Source organism: Humibacter ginsengiterrae (genome assembly GCF_054780115.1).
The window spans coordinates 1-13,169 of record NZ_BAAGWY010000016.1 but is presented as its reverse complement, the minus strand read 5'-3'; the positions used below and the strand labels follow the sequence as shown (position 1 = coordinate 13,169).

The window sequence follows — 13,169 nt, the reverse complement described above, 5'->3', positions numbered from 1 at the left end:
AAGCCGCGATCACAGGCTGAGCGCGCGACATCGCGGAATACATGCATACGCATGAGCGTTTCAGTGCGCATGACCGACGACCGCAACTTGGACCGCCTCGCCGATGACACGGCGATGGGTGCCGTGACGCTGCTCGTCGGCGATCTGGACGCGATGACGGCCTACTACCGCGATGCCGTCACCCTCCGCGTGCTGTCGGCCGATGGCGAGCAGGTGGTGCTCGGCCGTGGGACGACTCCGGTGATCGTGCTCCAGTACAGCCCGGAACTGCACCGAGCCGCTCCCCGATCTGCCGGGCTGTTCCACACGGCGATCCTGTTCGAGTCACGCGCGGCGCTCGCCGCCGCGGTCTACTCCGTCGCCGCGCACGCTCCCGGCACGTTCACCGGGAGCTCCGACCACCTGGTGAGTCAGGCCTTCTACTTCGACGACCCCGAGGGCAACGGGGTCGAGCTGTACTGGGACCGCGACCGCACCGAGTGGAGCTGGACGCACGGCCGCATCGAGATGGACACCCTGTTCCTCGACCCGAACCTGTTCCTGCAGCAGAACCTCACCGAGGAGGCCATGGCGGAACCGGTGATCGGCGGCGCGACCGTCGGCCATGTGCATCTCTCGGTCGGCGACGTCGCGTCCGCTCGCGAGTTCTATGTGAATCGCCTCGGCTTCGCGACCACGGCGGAACTCGGCGGATCCGCGCTGTTCGTCAGCGCCGGCGGCTACCACCACCACATGGCGATGAACACCTGGCGCAGCGCCGGCGCGAGCCGCCGGGCGCCGGCATTGGGCCTCGGTCGCGTCGACATCGTGCTGCCCTCGACGGATGAACTCGGCTCGGTGGCCGAGCGGATGTCGCACCACGGCATCCAGGTGCGCGACGACGGGCAGTCGGTCGCGTTTGAGGATCCGTGGGCGAACGCCATCCGTCTGACGACGGCGACTGCGGGCTGAGGCCGACCCAGCCCGCAGTCGCGGAACTCAGCGGTCGACGGGCTCCGGCGCCCGGTTCACCACCGGCGTGCCCTGCGTGGCCGACCACTGGCCGTTGTCCTTCGGACGAACAAAGAACAGTACGACGATGGCGCCGAGCAGAGCGACCGCCGCCGGGAGCAGGATCGACTGGGCCATCGCATCCGTGAACGGCTGCTGTACGAACGCGGGCAGCTTGGAGCCGCTGAACTGTGCGCCGGATGACGTGGAGTGCAGGCCATTCGCGGTCAGCCTGCTCTCGATGAGCGCTGCGATCGCCGCACTTCCGAGCACGCCGCCGATCTGGCGGGTGGTGTTGTAGACGCCGGCGCCGGCTCCGGCCTGACGCGGCGAGAGATTGTGCGTAGCAGTGGCCGAGAGCGGCGACCAGATGAATGCATTCGCGAGGCCGAGAAGCGCGCTCGGAAGGAGGAGGCGTGGCCACAGGTTGACGTCCGGGTCCATCCAGGTCGCGTACCAGGCCAGCCCGAGCGCCATCATGAAGAGACCGGCGAAGGCCAGGTATCGCGGATGCACGCGGTCGACCAGGCGGCCGACGAAGGGCGCCAGCACACCGGACAACACGGCCATCGGAACCATCAGCAGCGCGGACTGCGTCGGGGTGAAGCCGTACACAAGCTGCGCGAAGAAGATCAGCGGCAGGGCCATGCTCGTCACCGTGAACCCGACCGAGCTGATCGCGAGGTTCGCGAGCGAGAAGTTGCGGTCTCGGAAGAGGCCGAGCGGCAGCAGGGGTTCGCCCTTGTTGAGTGCCTGCCAGGCGACGAAACCTGCCAGCACGACGATGCCCGCAATGATCATCCCCCACACGGTGATGGGTCCCGTGATGGTGCCCCAGTCGTACTTCTCTCCCTCCTGGATGCCGAAGACCACGAGGAACATACCGATGGCGCTGAGTACGACGCCGAGGATGTCGAACCGATGCGGATGCGTCGGCAGCTTCGGCACCAGGATCACGGCCATGACGAAGGCGATGACGCCGACGGGCACGTTGATGAAGAAGATCCACTCCCAGCCGAACCCATCGACGAGGAGGCCGCCGACGATGGGTCCGACCAGCGTGGCGACACCGGCGGTCGCGCCCCACAGGCCCATGGCCGCGCCGCGGCGGTTCGGCGGGAACGTGCGGGTGATGACGGCCATCGTCTGCGGCGTCATGAGCGCGGCGCCAAGGCCCTGCACGACGCGGGCCGTGATGAGCAGCTCGATCGAGCCGGAGAGGCCGCACCAGAGCGACGCGCCGGTAAACAGCACGAGGCCGATCAGGTAGATGTTCTTCGGGCCGAACCTGTCGCCCAGTCGGCCGGTGACGAGCAGCGGCACGGCGTACGCGAGCAGGTACGCACTGGTGACCCAGATGACCGAGTTGATGTCAGTCTTCAGGCCTTCCATGATCTTCGGGTTGGCCACTGACACGATGGTCGTGTCGACCAGGATCATGAAGAATCCGATGACCAGCGCCCAGAGCGCGGGCCAGGGACTTCTCTGCTTTTCCATGAGGGGTCCGTTCTAATCGATGCCACCGTCATTTCGACGCGTGAGGCATCCGTGAATCGACTGCTACCAGTCGATGGTTTCGTTCTTGAGTTCTGTGATGAGGCCCTCGACCCAGACGGTTTCGGCCTCGAACAGCGCCCTGAGGTACGACGCCTCGAGCCAGAACTTGCGCTCGAGGTTCTTGCCCTCGACCTGGTCGACCGCCCGGCCGACGACCTCGAGCTGACCGTGAAGGGCGAGCACGCGTTTCTGCAGCAGCCGGATGACCGTGTCGCGCGGCAGGTTGTGCGCCTCGGCGAGCGCGAGTGGGAACTCGGGGTACTCGTTCTTCCACGTGGACAGCATCTCGGTGATGCGCTCGAGCATGCGGTCGTGGCCGGCGTCGGTGATCTCGTAGGTCGTGCGCTCTGGCCGGTTGCCCTCGCGCTCGGTGCCCGTCGACCTGATGAGACTGTCCCGCTCGAGCCGTTCGACCGTGTGGTACAGCGAGCCGGGCCGCACCTTCACGATGTGGTCCTCCGAGCGGGCGACGAAGGTCTGGAACATCTCGTACGGATGCATGGGCCGCTCGAGCAGCAGACCGAGGATCGCGATCCCCAGGGGCGTCAGTGACGACATCCGCGATCCTCCTTCCGTTCTCGCGCAGCTCGGGATTGCCCCGTGGTGATTATTCCGTGTGGAATATTACGCGCGGAATAGGTCACGACGCAAGCCCGTTCTCGGTGGGCGCCCTGGCGCCCGTCACTCACGGTGCGAGTCAGTGGTGGAATGCGACGCGTTTGCGGTGCGGCAGCGGAGCATCCAGCCGCTCGAGGTCGCGCACGTGCGTCTTGATGTCTTCGAGGAGTCCGGCGGCGAGGTCTCGCGACAGTCCGTTGCGCACGACCACGCGCGCCACGGTGAGCGAGGTGAGCGACTCCGGCATGGGATACGCCGGCACGAGCCACCCGTTCGTGCGTAGCGACTCCGTCAGGTCATAGAGCGTCCACTTGTCGGTGTAGCCGTCTTTCAGCTGCCAGGCCATGACCGGGATGTCGGAGCCGTCGGTCCACAACTCGAACGGCGCGAGCTTGGCGATCTGCTCGGAGAGGTACAGAGCGACGTCGCGCGACGACCGCTGCACCCGGCGGTACCCCTCGTATCCGAGCCGCAGGAAGTTGTAGTACTGCAGCAGCACCTGGGCGCCCGGGCGGGAGAAGTTGAGAGCGAACGTGGGCATCTCGCCGCCTAGGTACGACACCTTGAACACGAGGTCGTCCGGCAGCAGCGACTCCTCGCGCCAGACGATCCAGCCGAGCCCCGGATACACGAGCCCGTACTTGTGGCCCGACGTGTTGATCGAAGCGACCCGCTTCACCCTGAAGTCCCACTCGAGGTCGGGCTGCAGGAACGGCGCGATCATGGCTCCGGATGCGCCGTCCACGTGGATCGGGATGTCCAGCCCGGTCTTCGCCTGGATGGCATCCAGCGCGTCGGAGATCTGCTTCACCGGCTCGTACATGCCTGTGTAGGTGACGCCCATGATCGCGACCACGCCGATCGTGTTCTCGTCGACGTACGTCTCGAGGTCGTGGCCGTCCATGGTCTTGTGGTCGAGCGAGATCGGAACGAAGCGCGGCTCGACGTCCCAGTAGTTGCAGAACTTCTCCCAGCACACCTGCACGGCGGAACTCAGTACGAGATTCGGCTTGTCCGCGGGTTTCCCTGCGGCCTTTCTCGCGTGCTGCCAGCGTCGCTTGAGCGCCAGCCCGCCGAGCATGCATGCCTCCGACGAGCCGATCGTCGAGGTGCCGATCGCGCGCGACGGTTCGGGCGCATTCCACAGGTCGGCCAGCATCCGCCAGCAGCGTTGTTCGATCGCGGCGGTCTGCGGGTACTCGTCCTTGTCGATCATGTTCTTGTCTGCCGACTCGAGGTAGAGGCGAGACGCATGATCGTCCATCCAGGTGCCGACGAAGGTCGCCAGGTTGAGCCGCGCGTTGCCGTCGAGCATGGCCTCGTCGTGCACGACCTGGTAGGCCGTCTCGGGCAAGGTCTCCGACCTCGGGATGCGATTGCGCGGGAACTCCGTCGCCTCACCGGCCCTGCTGAACAGCGGATTCAACTCGACTGTGTCCAGTTCTTCCGACTTGTGTCCCTGCTCGAACTTCTTCATCGCACACCTTTCGGATGCCTGCATCGCGGATGCGCCGGCATCCTCGACCCACGGTATGCGCGCGCTGCACGTCAGCGCAGAAGGTTGAACGGGTCTTCAGCGGCAACGATGACGTGCTCGAGCTCAGTGGCCCCGGCGGACAGCGGATGCCGTCAGGTGCGCCCGCATGGACGCCGCCGCCGCGAGCGGGTCGCCGAGCCTTACCGCGGCGGCGATCGCGCGGTGTTCGGCGAGCACCGCGGCGGCATCCGCCTCGTTGCGCGGGGCGCTGGCGATGCGGGCGGGCGGCAGGACGAGCGCACGAGGGCCGAGCCTTTCAAGCGCCGCAAGAAGGTAGCGGTTCCCGGATGCCGCCGCGACGCCCCTGTGGAACGCGAAGTCGGCGTCGACGGTCTCGGCGGGAAGAGTCGCGCCTTCCAGCGCAGCCAGGGCGGCGTCGATCGTCGCGAGATCGCCGTCGGTGGCGTACCTGGCCGAGAGCGCCGACGCCTCCGACTCGATCGCGATACGGAATGCATGCAGCTCGTCGCGCTCTGTCTCGTCGCGCGCAGCGAGCCAGTCGTCCCCGGCGACCGGCGCCGGCGGCGTGAGCGCGTAGCTGCCCGAGCCGACCCTGGTGCGGACCAGGCCGCGGGACTGCAGGCGCTGGAGCGCCTCACGCACGACCGTGCGGCTGGCAGCGAACTCCTCGACGAGCCCGCCCTCGCTCGGCAGCCGCTCCCCGGGAGCGATGTCGCCCGCGACGATGCGGTCGCCGATCGCCCTGGCGATCTGCTCCGCGCGCGAGGTGCTCATCGCTCCCCGGCGGCGTCGATCGTCACGGACTCGGTGGTCCAGGCGCGGGCCTGCCCGGTGAACGTGATGCCGAGTCCCGGGCGCTCGGGCACGAGCATCCGCCCGTCGCGCGTGTCGAGCCGCTCCTCGAACAACGGGTCGAGCCAGTCGAAGTGCTCCACCCAGGTCTCGCGCGGGTAGCAGGCCGCGAGGTGCAGGTGGATCTCCATCGCGAAGTGCGGTGCGACATCCAACCCGGCCTGGTCGGCGAGGGTCATGAGCCGGAGGTACTGCGTGATGCCGCCGATGCGCGGGGCATCCGGCTGCAGGATGTCGCAGGCTCGCGCCGCGATCAGCCGCTCATGCTCGGCCACTGAGGCGAGCATCTCGCCCGTCGCGATCGGGGTGTCGAGCGCGCGTGCCAGGTCGGCGTGACCCTCGGCGTCGTAGGCATCCAGAGGCTCCTCGATCCAGGTGAGATCGAACTCCTCGAGCCGGCGACCCATGCGCAGGGCTGTCGCGCGGTCCCACTGCTGGTTGGCGTCGACCATGAGCGGGATGTCTTCGCCGAGATGCTCGCGGACGGCCCGGACCCGGCCGAGATCCTCCTCGCCGTCGGGCAGGCCGACCTTGATCTTCACGCCGCCGATGCCTTCCTCGATCGACCGCGACGCGCGTTCGAGCACGTCCTGGATCGACGCGTTGAGGAAGCCGCCGGACGTGTTGTAGGTGCGAACGGAATCGCGGTGGGCGCCGAGCAGCTTCGCGAGCGGGAGCCCGGCACGCCTGGCCTTCAGGTCGTACAGCGCGATGTCAATCGCGGCGAGCGCCTGCGTTGCGACGCCCGAGCGACCGACGGATGCTCCCGCCCACAGGAGCTTCGTGTAGAGCTTGGCGATGTCGTTGGGATCCTCGCCGATGGCCGTGCCCGCCACCTCGCGGGCGTGCGCGTACTGCGCAGGACCACCTGCGCGTTTCGAGTAGCTGAAGCCATGCCCGGAGAAGCCCTGCTCCGTCTCGATCTCGGCGATCAGGAACACGACCTCTGTCATCGGCTTCTGCCTGCCGGTGAACACCTTGGCGTCCGAGATCGGAGTCGGCAGCGGCAGCCGCAACGTGGAGAGCCTGATGGTGCGGATGGCGTCGGGCACGTAGGACATGAGCGCAATCTATCAGACAGATCCAGTTCATGTCTTACAGCTTGTGCAACTCGCATCCGTTCCGTTGTCGAGATTGCGAACCCGCCCGGTTCCCGGGTTCGGTTCGCGCGCGGGGCCGGCTCCATCGGCTCGGCAGAACGAGCGAGCTCGCTATGCCTCGCATCAGTCGCCGGTAGAATCGAGGCATCCACCGCTGAAGAATGCAGGGAGTACGCCGTGCCCACCATCGTTGTCGACGTCATGCCGAAGGCAGAGTTGCTCGACCCGCAGGGGAAGGCCATCGCGGCAGCCCTGGCCCGCACCGGCCGCGGCGCGTTCGACGTGCGGCAAGGCAAGCGCTTCGAACTCACGACGGAGACGCAAGTCACCGACGAGTTGCTGGCATCCGTTCGCGAGATCGCCGAGGAGGTGCTCTCCAACGGCGTGATCGAAGACGTCGTCGGCGTGCACGTGGTCGAAGACTCGCCGGTCGGGATCGTCGAGGTCGCCTGATGCGGATCGGCGTGATCACGTTCCCCGGGTCGCTCGACGACCGGGACGCCCAGCGGGCCGTGCGGGCGGCGGGCGCCGAGGCCGTCGCCCTGTGGCACGGCGAGCACGACCTGAGCGGTGTGGACGCGCTCGTGCTTCCCGGCGGGTTCAGCTACGGCGACTACCTGCGCTGCGGAGCGATCGCCAGCCTCTCGCCGATCATGAGCGAGGTCGTCGACGCCGCGAACAAGGGGATGCCCGTGCTCGGCATCTGCAACGGCTTCCAGATGCTCGCCGAGGCGCGGCTGCTGCCTGGCGGGCTCATCCGCAACGACCACGGCGCGTTCATTCGCCGCGATCAGAAGCTGCGCGTCGAGAATACCGACACCGCCTGGACGAACGGCTTCGCGCAGGGTCAGGAAATCGTCATCCCGCTGAAGAACGGCGAGGGCGAGTACGTCGCCTCCGCCGAGACCATCGAGCGGCTCGAGGGCGAGGGCCTCGTGGCGTTCCGCTACCTCGAGGTCAACCCGAACGGGTCGCTGAACGACATCGCGGGCGTCCGCAACGAGCGCGGCAACGTCGTGGGACTCATGCCGCACCCGGAGCACGCGACGGAGCCCGGTTTCGGTCCGGACACACGGGCCGCAATGCGCTCAGGGGTCGACGGCCTCACGTTCTTCACCTCGGCGATCGCGGCACTGGCCGCTGCCGCATGACGTGCTGAAGCGGATGCTCGCCCGCTTCGAACCGCTGTTCCGTCGCGTCGATCGCGTGGCAGGTGGTCGTCAGGCCGACGTGCGCATCGACGCCGAGCTTCTGACGCATCCGCGAACGCGTCGCGCGTTCGTGGCGATCACCTGGCTGCTCGTGCTCGAGTTCGCGATCGGAATCGCGGCGGTCGTCGTGGCACTCGTGCTGGCGGCGGACGGCATCCCGGTCGAATGGTCGGTGTGGATGCGCACCGTCGTCGTGCTCGGCATGACCGCGACCTTGTTCTACTTTGCGTGGCGGGCGTCCCTCGGCTACTACTGGGGCTACTCGAGGCTTCGCCTGTTCAGCAAGATCTTTCCCGTGATCACGCTCGTGCTCGCCGCGATTCCCGGGCTGTACCCGTTGTGGATGGTCACGGAGCAGATCGTCTTCAGCCTGATCCTGATCGGTGTGGCGGACTACCTCGACTCCGACCACATGCGCTCGGTGTTCCCGCGGCCGCGCCGGGCCTGACCACTCGTCGTCGCCATGGCACCGAGCCTGACGGCATTCACACGCTCTACGACGTGGTTCCGCCGCTCGCGTCATCGTCCTTGTGCACTGTCGGGATCGAGTCGGTGAACTGCGATGCGCGCTTGTCGCCATCGGAACTGCCGCTGAACAGGGTGTCGCCGGAGACCGCACGGGAGCGTTGCGAGGCATCCATTCCGCCCGCCTCGACCAGCTCCACGCGTTGGCGGGGCAGTCCGGCGGTGCCGTCGCGCTGGATCCACGCGACGAGGTTCTCGCGCACGTAACAGCGCAGATCGAAGAGTGTCGGGGCATCCTTCGCCGTCACGAGCACCCGCACGTGCACGTACCCGCCGACCGCATCCGTCACCTGCAGCACGGACGTGCGGTGATCCCAGAGTTCGGTCTTCCGCAGGATGCGGTCCAGCTCCTTGCGCATCCCACTCGGCGATACCCGCCAGTCGAGGTCGAACTCGACGGCGCCCAGTAGCTCGCTGTTGCGTCTCGTCCAGTTCTCGAAAGGCTGCGTGGTGAAGAAGGTGGAGGGCAGGACCATGCGCCGGTCGTCCCACAGGTGCACGACCACGTAGGTGAGCGTGATCTCCTCGATGCGACCCCACTGGTTGTTGACCACCACGACGTCGTCGATGCGGATCGCACCACTGAATGCGAGCTGCATGCCAGCGAAAAGGTTGCCCAGCGAGGACTGCGCCGCGATGCCGGCGACCACACCGATCAGCCCGGCGGACGCGAGGATGCTCGCGCCCGCCGCCCGCGCGCCGGGGAACGTGAGGAGGATGGCACCGAGAGCGATGACGACGGCCGCCACGATCGTGAGCCGCCGGATGATCATCACCTGTGTGCGCACTCGCCGTGCGTACCGGTTGTCGGGCACATCGAGGCGGTAGCGAGCGAGTCCGAGGTCTTCGAAGAAGATCACGAGAGCCGCCGCGAACCACGCGCCGAGCGCGATGGTCACGATGAGGAAGACGTGGTGCACGGTCTGCACCGTGGGCAGTGGCACCTGACGCGGTATCGTCGCCGCCACGGCGATCCAGGCCAGGATGTCGAGCAGCAGCAGCCGGAACGGGACGCGCAGATGCGAGGCGAGCATCCGTGCCCATTCCCGATGCTTGGCGAGCGCACGCACGATCGCTCCGATGACGGCCGTGACGACGACCGCGGAGACGAGTGCGATGAGACAGGCGACGGCGAACGGGAGCCACCCGTGCAGATCGGCCATGCGTTCCAGGGTCGTCAGCCTCGTTCGAGGCCGCAAGGCGAGCGGCGGGGCTTGACAGGTCCCTTGCCGACCTCTGTTCCTCCCCAATTCGCCTGATTGTCGGGTATTCATCAAACGCTTGCCCCGACGCTTTTCAGCGGGTCGCGTTGATGGACCATCGATCACATCAGGCGGAGAATGGAGGTGTGGTTGTGACCGAGGCTCAGACCTGGACGATGATCGGCGTTTTCAGTGCCGGCTTCCTCGGCATGCTCACCATCGTGTCGACACTCTTCGTGCATGTCGTTCGTTCCGAAGTGCGGCGGCTCGACATGAGATTCGACCAGTTCGGTCAGAGACTGGACGACGTGGATCGCGACATCCAGGCGTTGATGCGACACATTTTCGGCATCGATCGCGGAGAGTGACTGCACCGCGGGCCAGTGATACCGATCGCGCCGAAGATAACAGCGCCGACCACTGGGTGAGACGGCATCACCTGCGGCGACCTGCCCGGAGTGCCGGTCGCGGACATGGTCCGCACCTCGGAACTGGCAGGGCCCGCCGCCACCCTCGCCGGTGCGAATCGGGCGCAATGCTAGTTCGCCGCTCACCGGCCGGTGGCAGGGGGACGAGGAGCATACGTCTCGTTCCGGGTGCCGGAGCGGCCGGAGCTTGTTCAGCTGATCCATCGGGCTGCGGATCGCGCAGCCGAGCTGTGGGCGGCTCACGGGACGCTGTAGCGGTCCCGGATGTCGCGGCTCCGCGCTCACCGACTCCATCGTCGCCGGTATCGCGCCTGCAACGCTCACCGACTCCATCGGGTCGCCGGTATCGCGCTGCAACGCTCACCGACTCCATCGGCTCGGCTGAGAACGCGAGCGTTCTCAGCTCTCACCTTCCCCGTCGCTCCCCCACCCGCCGCTACGCGGCGCGCGGGGCCCCGCGCTCCGTGGGCCCAGTCGCCGGTATCGTGCCTGCGGCGCTCACCGACTCCATCGGCTCGGCTGAGAACGCGAGCGTTCTCAGCTCTCACCTCAGTCGCCGGTAGACTGGAGGGCGTTCTGCGCCGCCCGTCTGCGCACGCTCAAACACAGGGAGTCAGCCGCTTGTCCGAGCCCCCGGCATCCGCATCCATCAGCCAGCTCGACACGGTCGAGAACGCCGCGGCGACACCGGAGAAGGAGCAGCCATACGCGGCGCTCGGCCTGAAGGACGACGAGTACGCGCGCATCCGCGAGATCCTCGGCCGCCGGCCCACCAGTGGCGAGCTCGCCATGTACTCGGTGATGTGGAGCGAGCACTGCTCGTACAAGAGTTCCAAGAAGTACCTGCGGCAGTTCGGGCAGAAGGTCACGCCCGAGATGAAGAAGAACCTCATGGTGGGCATCGGCGAGAACGCCGGAGTCGTGGATGTCGGCGAGGGCTGGGCGGTCACGTTCAAGGTCGAGTCGCATAACCACCCGAGCTACATCGAACCGTTCCAGGGCGCCGCGACCGGAGTCGGCGGCATCGTACGCGACATCATCTCCATGGGCGCTCGTCCGGTCGCCGTCATGGACCAGCTGCGGTTCGGCAAGATCGACGAGGCCGACACCGCGCGCGTGGTGCACGGCGTGGTCGGCGGCATCTCGTTCTACGGCAACTGCCTCGGCCTGCCGAACATCGGCGGCGAGACATACTTCGACCCGGTGTACCAGGGCAATCCGCTCGTCAACGCACTCTCGGTGGGCGTGCTGCGGCACGAAGACCTGCACCTGGCGAACGCGTCGGGGGTGGGCAACAAGGTGGTGCTCTTCGGGGCGCGAACGGGCGGCGACGGCATCGGCGGGGCATCCATTCTCGCGTCCGACACCTTCGCGTCGGGCGGCCCGACGAAGCGGCCAGCCGTGCAGGTGGGCGACCCGTTCGCCGAGAAGGTGCTCATCGAGTGCTGCCTCGAGCTGTTCCAGAAGAAGCTCGTCGAGGGCATCCAAGACCTCGGCGCCGCGGGCATCTCGTGCGCGACCAGCGAGCTCGCCTCCAACGGCGACGGCGGCATGTACATCTCGCTCGATGCCGTGCTGCTGCGCGATCCCACGCTCACGGCCGAGGAGATCCTCATGTCGGAGTCGCAGGAGCGCATGATGGCGGTCGTCACACCCGAGAAGCTCGACGCGTTCCTCGCCGTGACCGGCAAGTGGGATGTCGAGACCAGCGTGCTCGGTGAGGTCACCGACACGGGGCGGCTCATCATCGACTGGCACGGCGAGCGCATTGTCGACGTCGACCCGCGCACGGTGGCCGTCGACGGGCCGGTGTACGATCGGCCGGTCGCGTATCCGAGCTGGATCGACGCGCTGCAGGCGGACTCGGCGAGCACGCTCGCCCGGCCCGAGGCATCCACCGTGGAGGGGCGCGAGCAGCTGCGCGACCAGTTCCTCGCGTTGGTCGGCTCGCCGAACCTCGCCGACAAGAGCTGGATCACCAACCAGTACGACTACTACGTGGGCGGCAACACGGCGCTGTCGTTCCCCGACGACGGCGGGATGATCCGCGTCGACGAGAAGAGCGGCCTCGGCTTCGCGATCGCGACCGACGCCAATGGACGATACGGCCAGCTCGACCCTCGCCAAGCCGCTCGCCTGGCCCTCGCGGAGGCGCACCGCAACGTCGCCGTCACCGGTGCCGTCCCGGCGGCCGTCACCGACTGCCTCAACTTCGGCTCCCCGGAGAACCCCGAGGTGATGTGGCAATTCTCGCAGGCGGTCGAGGGGCTCTCGGATGCCTGCCTCGAGCTGGGCATCCCCGTCACCGGCGGCAACGTGTCGTTCTACAACCAGACCGGGTCTACCCCGATCTTCCCGACCACGGTCGCGGGCGTGCTCGGCGTGATCGACGACGTGGCGCGGCGCGTCCCGTCCGGGTGGCAGGATGCCGGCGACAACATCTACCTGCTCGGAGTCACCCGTGAAGAACTCGACGGGTCCGCGTGGGCGGGCACCGTGCACGGGCACCTCGGCGGGCGTCCGCCGTCGGTCGACCTTGACGCGGAGAAGCGGCTCGCTGAGCTGCTGCACGCGGCCTCCATGGAGAGCCTTCTCGCTTCGGCGCACGACCTCTCAGACGGCGGGCTGGCGCAGGCGATGGCCGAGAGCGTGCTGCGCTTCGGCGTGGGTGCGAGGGTGTGGCTGACCGAGATCATGGACCGCGACGCAGTGGATGCCGCGACGGCCCTGTTCTCCGAGTCCACCGGCCGCGTCATCGTGTCCGTTCCGCGCGAGGACGACGTGAAGTTCCGCGGCCTATGCGAGGGCCGCGACTACCCGGTTCTGCGCATCGGCGTGACCGATGCGGTGGTCGGCGAGCAGCCGGTTCTCGAGGTGCAGGATGTCTTCACCGTCGGGCTCGAGGAGCTGCGGGCATCCCACCAGGCGACGCTGGCGGAGCACTTCGGCCCCGTCGTCGGCCAGTCGGCCTCGCAGGAGTACTACACGCCGGGGGCATAGCGTCCGCAGGACGGCCGACGGCGGGGCCGTCCTGCGGTGACACTAGGTGTATGCGCCGACACTAGTGTCCTGATCCGTTAATTCGTTTCAGGTATCGGGCGATGGAGTCGAGGATGTCTTCGGCGGTTTTGGTCCAGATGAACGGTTTCGGGTTCTCGTTCCAGGCGGTGACCCAGTCGCGGAGGTCT

The 13,169-nt window shown here is 67.4% G+C and carries 12 protein-coding genes and 1 pseudogene; 5 read left to right on the top strand and 8 right to left on the bottom strand.

Annotated elements, in window-relative coordinates:
• Nucleotides 1-51 precede the first annotated feature (51 nt).
• Nucleotides 52-951 (top strand): VOC family protein, encoded by a 900-nt coding sequence (locus ACYVII_RS16145; protein ID WP_460536957.1) that lies wholly within the window; start codon nucleotides 52-54, stop codon nucleotides 949-951.
• 27 nt (nucleotides 952-978) lie between these two features.
• On the opposite strand, the gene ACYVII_RS16140 is transcribed toward ACYVII_RS16145, so the two are convergent.
• From ACYVII_RS16140 to ACYVII_RS16120, 5 genes are all read right to left on the bottom strand, one after another.
• A complete protein-coding gene (locus ACYVII_RS16140) occupies nucleotides 979-2,487 on the bottom strand; it encodes an efflux MFS transporter permease (protein ID WP_460536955.1) in 1,509 nt (502 codons plus the stop codon).
• Nucleotides 2,488-2,550: 63 nt separating this feature from the next.
• The gene (locus ACYVII_RS16135) at nucleotides 2,551-3,105 is read right to left on the bottom strand and encodes a PadR family transcriptional regulator (RefSeq protein WP_460536953.1); all 555 of its coding nucleotides are present in this window, start codon (nucleotides 3,103-3,105) and stop codon (nucleotides 2,551-2,553) included.
• 139 nt (nucleotides 3,106-3,244) lie between these two features.
• Nucleotides 3,245-4,642 (bottom strand): PLP-dependent aminotransferase family protein, encoded by a 1,398-nt coding sequence (locus tag ACYVII_RS16130; RefSeq protein WP_460536951.1) that lies wholly within the window; start codon nucleotides 4,640-4,642, stop codon nucleotides 3,245-3,247.
• 123 nt (nucleotides 4,643-4,765) lie between these two features.
• Nucleotides 4,766-5,437 (bottom strand): FadR/GntR family transcriptional regulator, encoded by a 672-nt coding sequence (locus tag ACYVII_RS16125; protein ID WP_460536950.1) that lies wholly within the window; start codon nucleotides 5,435-5,437, stop codon nucleotides 4,766-4,768.
• Entirely contained in the window at nucleotides 5,434-6,576 is a 1,143-nt protein-coding gene (locus tag ACYVII_RS16120) for a mandelate racemase/muconate lactonizing enzyme family protein (RefSeq protein ID WP_460536948.1), read from the bottom strand. Before ACYVII_RS16120 ends, ACYVII_RS16125 begins: the two co-directional genes overlap by 4 nt.
• A 216-nt stretch (nucleotides 6,577-6,792) precedes the next feature.
• On the opposite strand from ACYVII_RS16120, the gene ACYVII_RS16115 reads away from it, so the two are divergent.
• From ACYVII_RS16115 to ACYVII_RS16105, 3 genes are read left to right on the top strand one after another with little or no spacing between them, the layout of a single operon-like run.
• On the top strand, nucleotides 6,793-7,068 hold the full coding sequence (locus tag ACYVII_RS16115) for a phosphoribosylformylglycinamidine synthase subunit PurS (protein ID WP_460536946.1): 276 nt from the start codon (nucleotides 6,793-6,795) through the stop codon (nucleotides 7,066-7,068).
• Nucleotides 7,068-7,766, top strand: a complete 699-nt coding sequence (gene purQ, locus ACYVII_RS16110) for a phosphoribosylformylglycinamidine synthase subunit PurQ (RefSeq protein ID WP_460536944.1) — start codon at nucleotides 7,068-7,070, stop codon at nucleotides 7,764-7,766. The genes ACYVII_RS16115 and purQ overlap by 1 nt, the downstream gene beginning before the upstream one ends.
• Before the next feature lie 13 nt (nucleotides 7,767-7,779).
• A complete protein-coding gene (locus ACYVII_RS16105; RefSeq protein WP_460536942.1) occupies nucleotides 7,780-8,274 on the top strand; it encodes a hypothetical protein in 495 nt (164 codons plus the stop codon).
• Between the two features lie 46 nt (nucleotides 8,275-8,320).
• Here the strand turns inward: ACYVII_RS16105 and ACYVII_RS16100 are convergent, their stop codons facing one another.
• Entirely contained in the window at nucleotides 8,321-9,514 is a 1,194-nt protein-coding gene (locus tag ACYVII_RS16100) for a mechanosensitive ion channel family protein (RefSeq protein WP_460536940.1), read from the bottom strand.
• Nucleotides 9,515-9,675: 161 nt separating this feature from the next.
• On the bottom strand, nucleotides 9,676-9,927 hold the full coding sequence (locus ACYVII_RS16095; RefSeq protein WP_460536937.1) for a hypothetical protein: 252 nt from the start codon (nucleotides 9,925-9,927) through the stop codon (nucleotides 9,676-9,678).
• Between the two features lie 675 nt (nucleotides 9,928-10,602).
• Here ACYVII_RS16095 and purL point away from each other — a divergent pair.
• On the top strand, nucleotides 10,603-12,981 hold the full coding sequence (gene purL, locus ACYVII_RS16090) for a phosphoribosylformylglycinamidine synthase subunit PurL (RefSeq protein ID WP_460536935.1): 2,379 nt from the start codon (nucleotides 10,603-10,605) through the stop codon (nucleotides 12,979-12,981).
• Between the two features lie 61 nt (nucleotides 12,982-13,042).
• Here purL and ACYVII_RS16085 read toward each other — a convergent pair.
• Nucleotides 13,043-13,169, bottom strand: a pseudogene (locus tag ACYVII_RS16085) (IS630 family transposase); the annotation flags it as partial.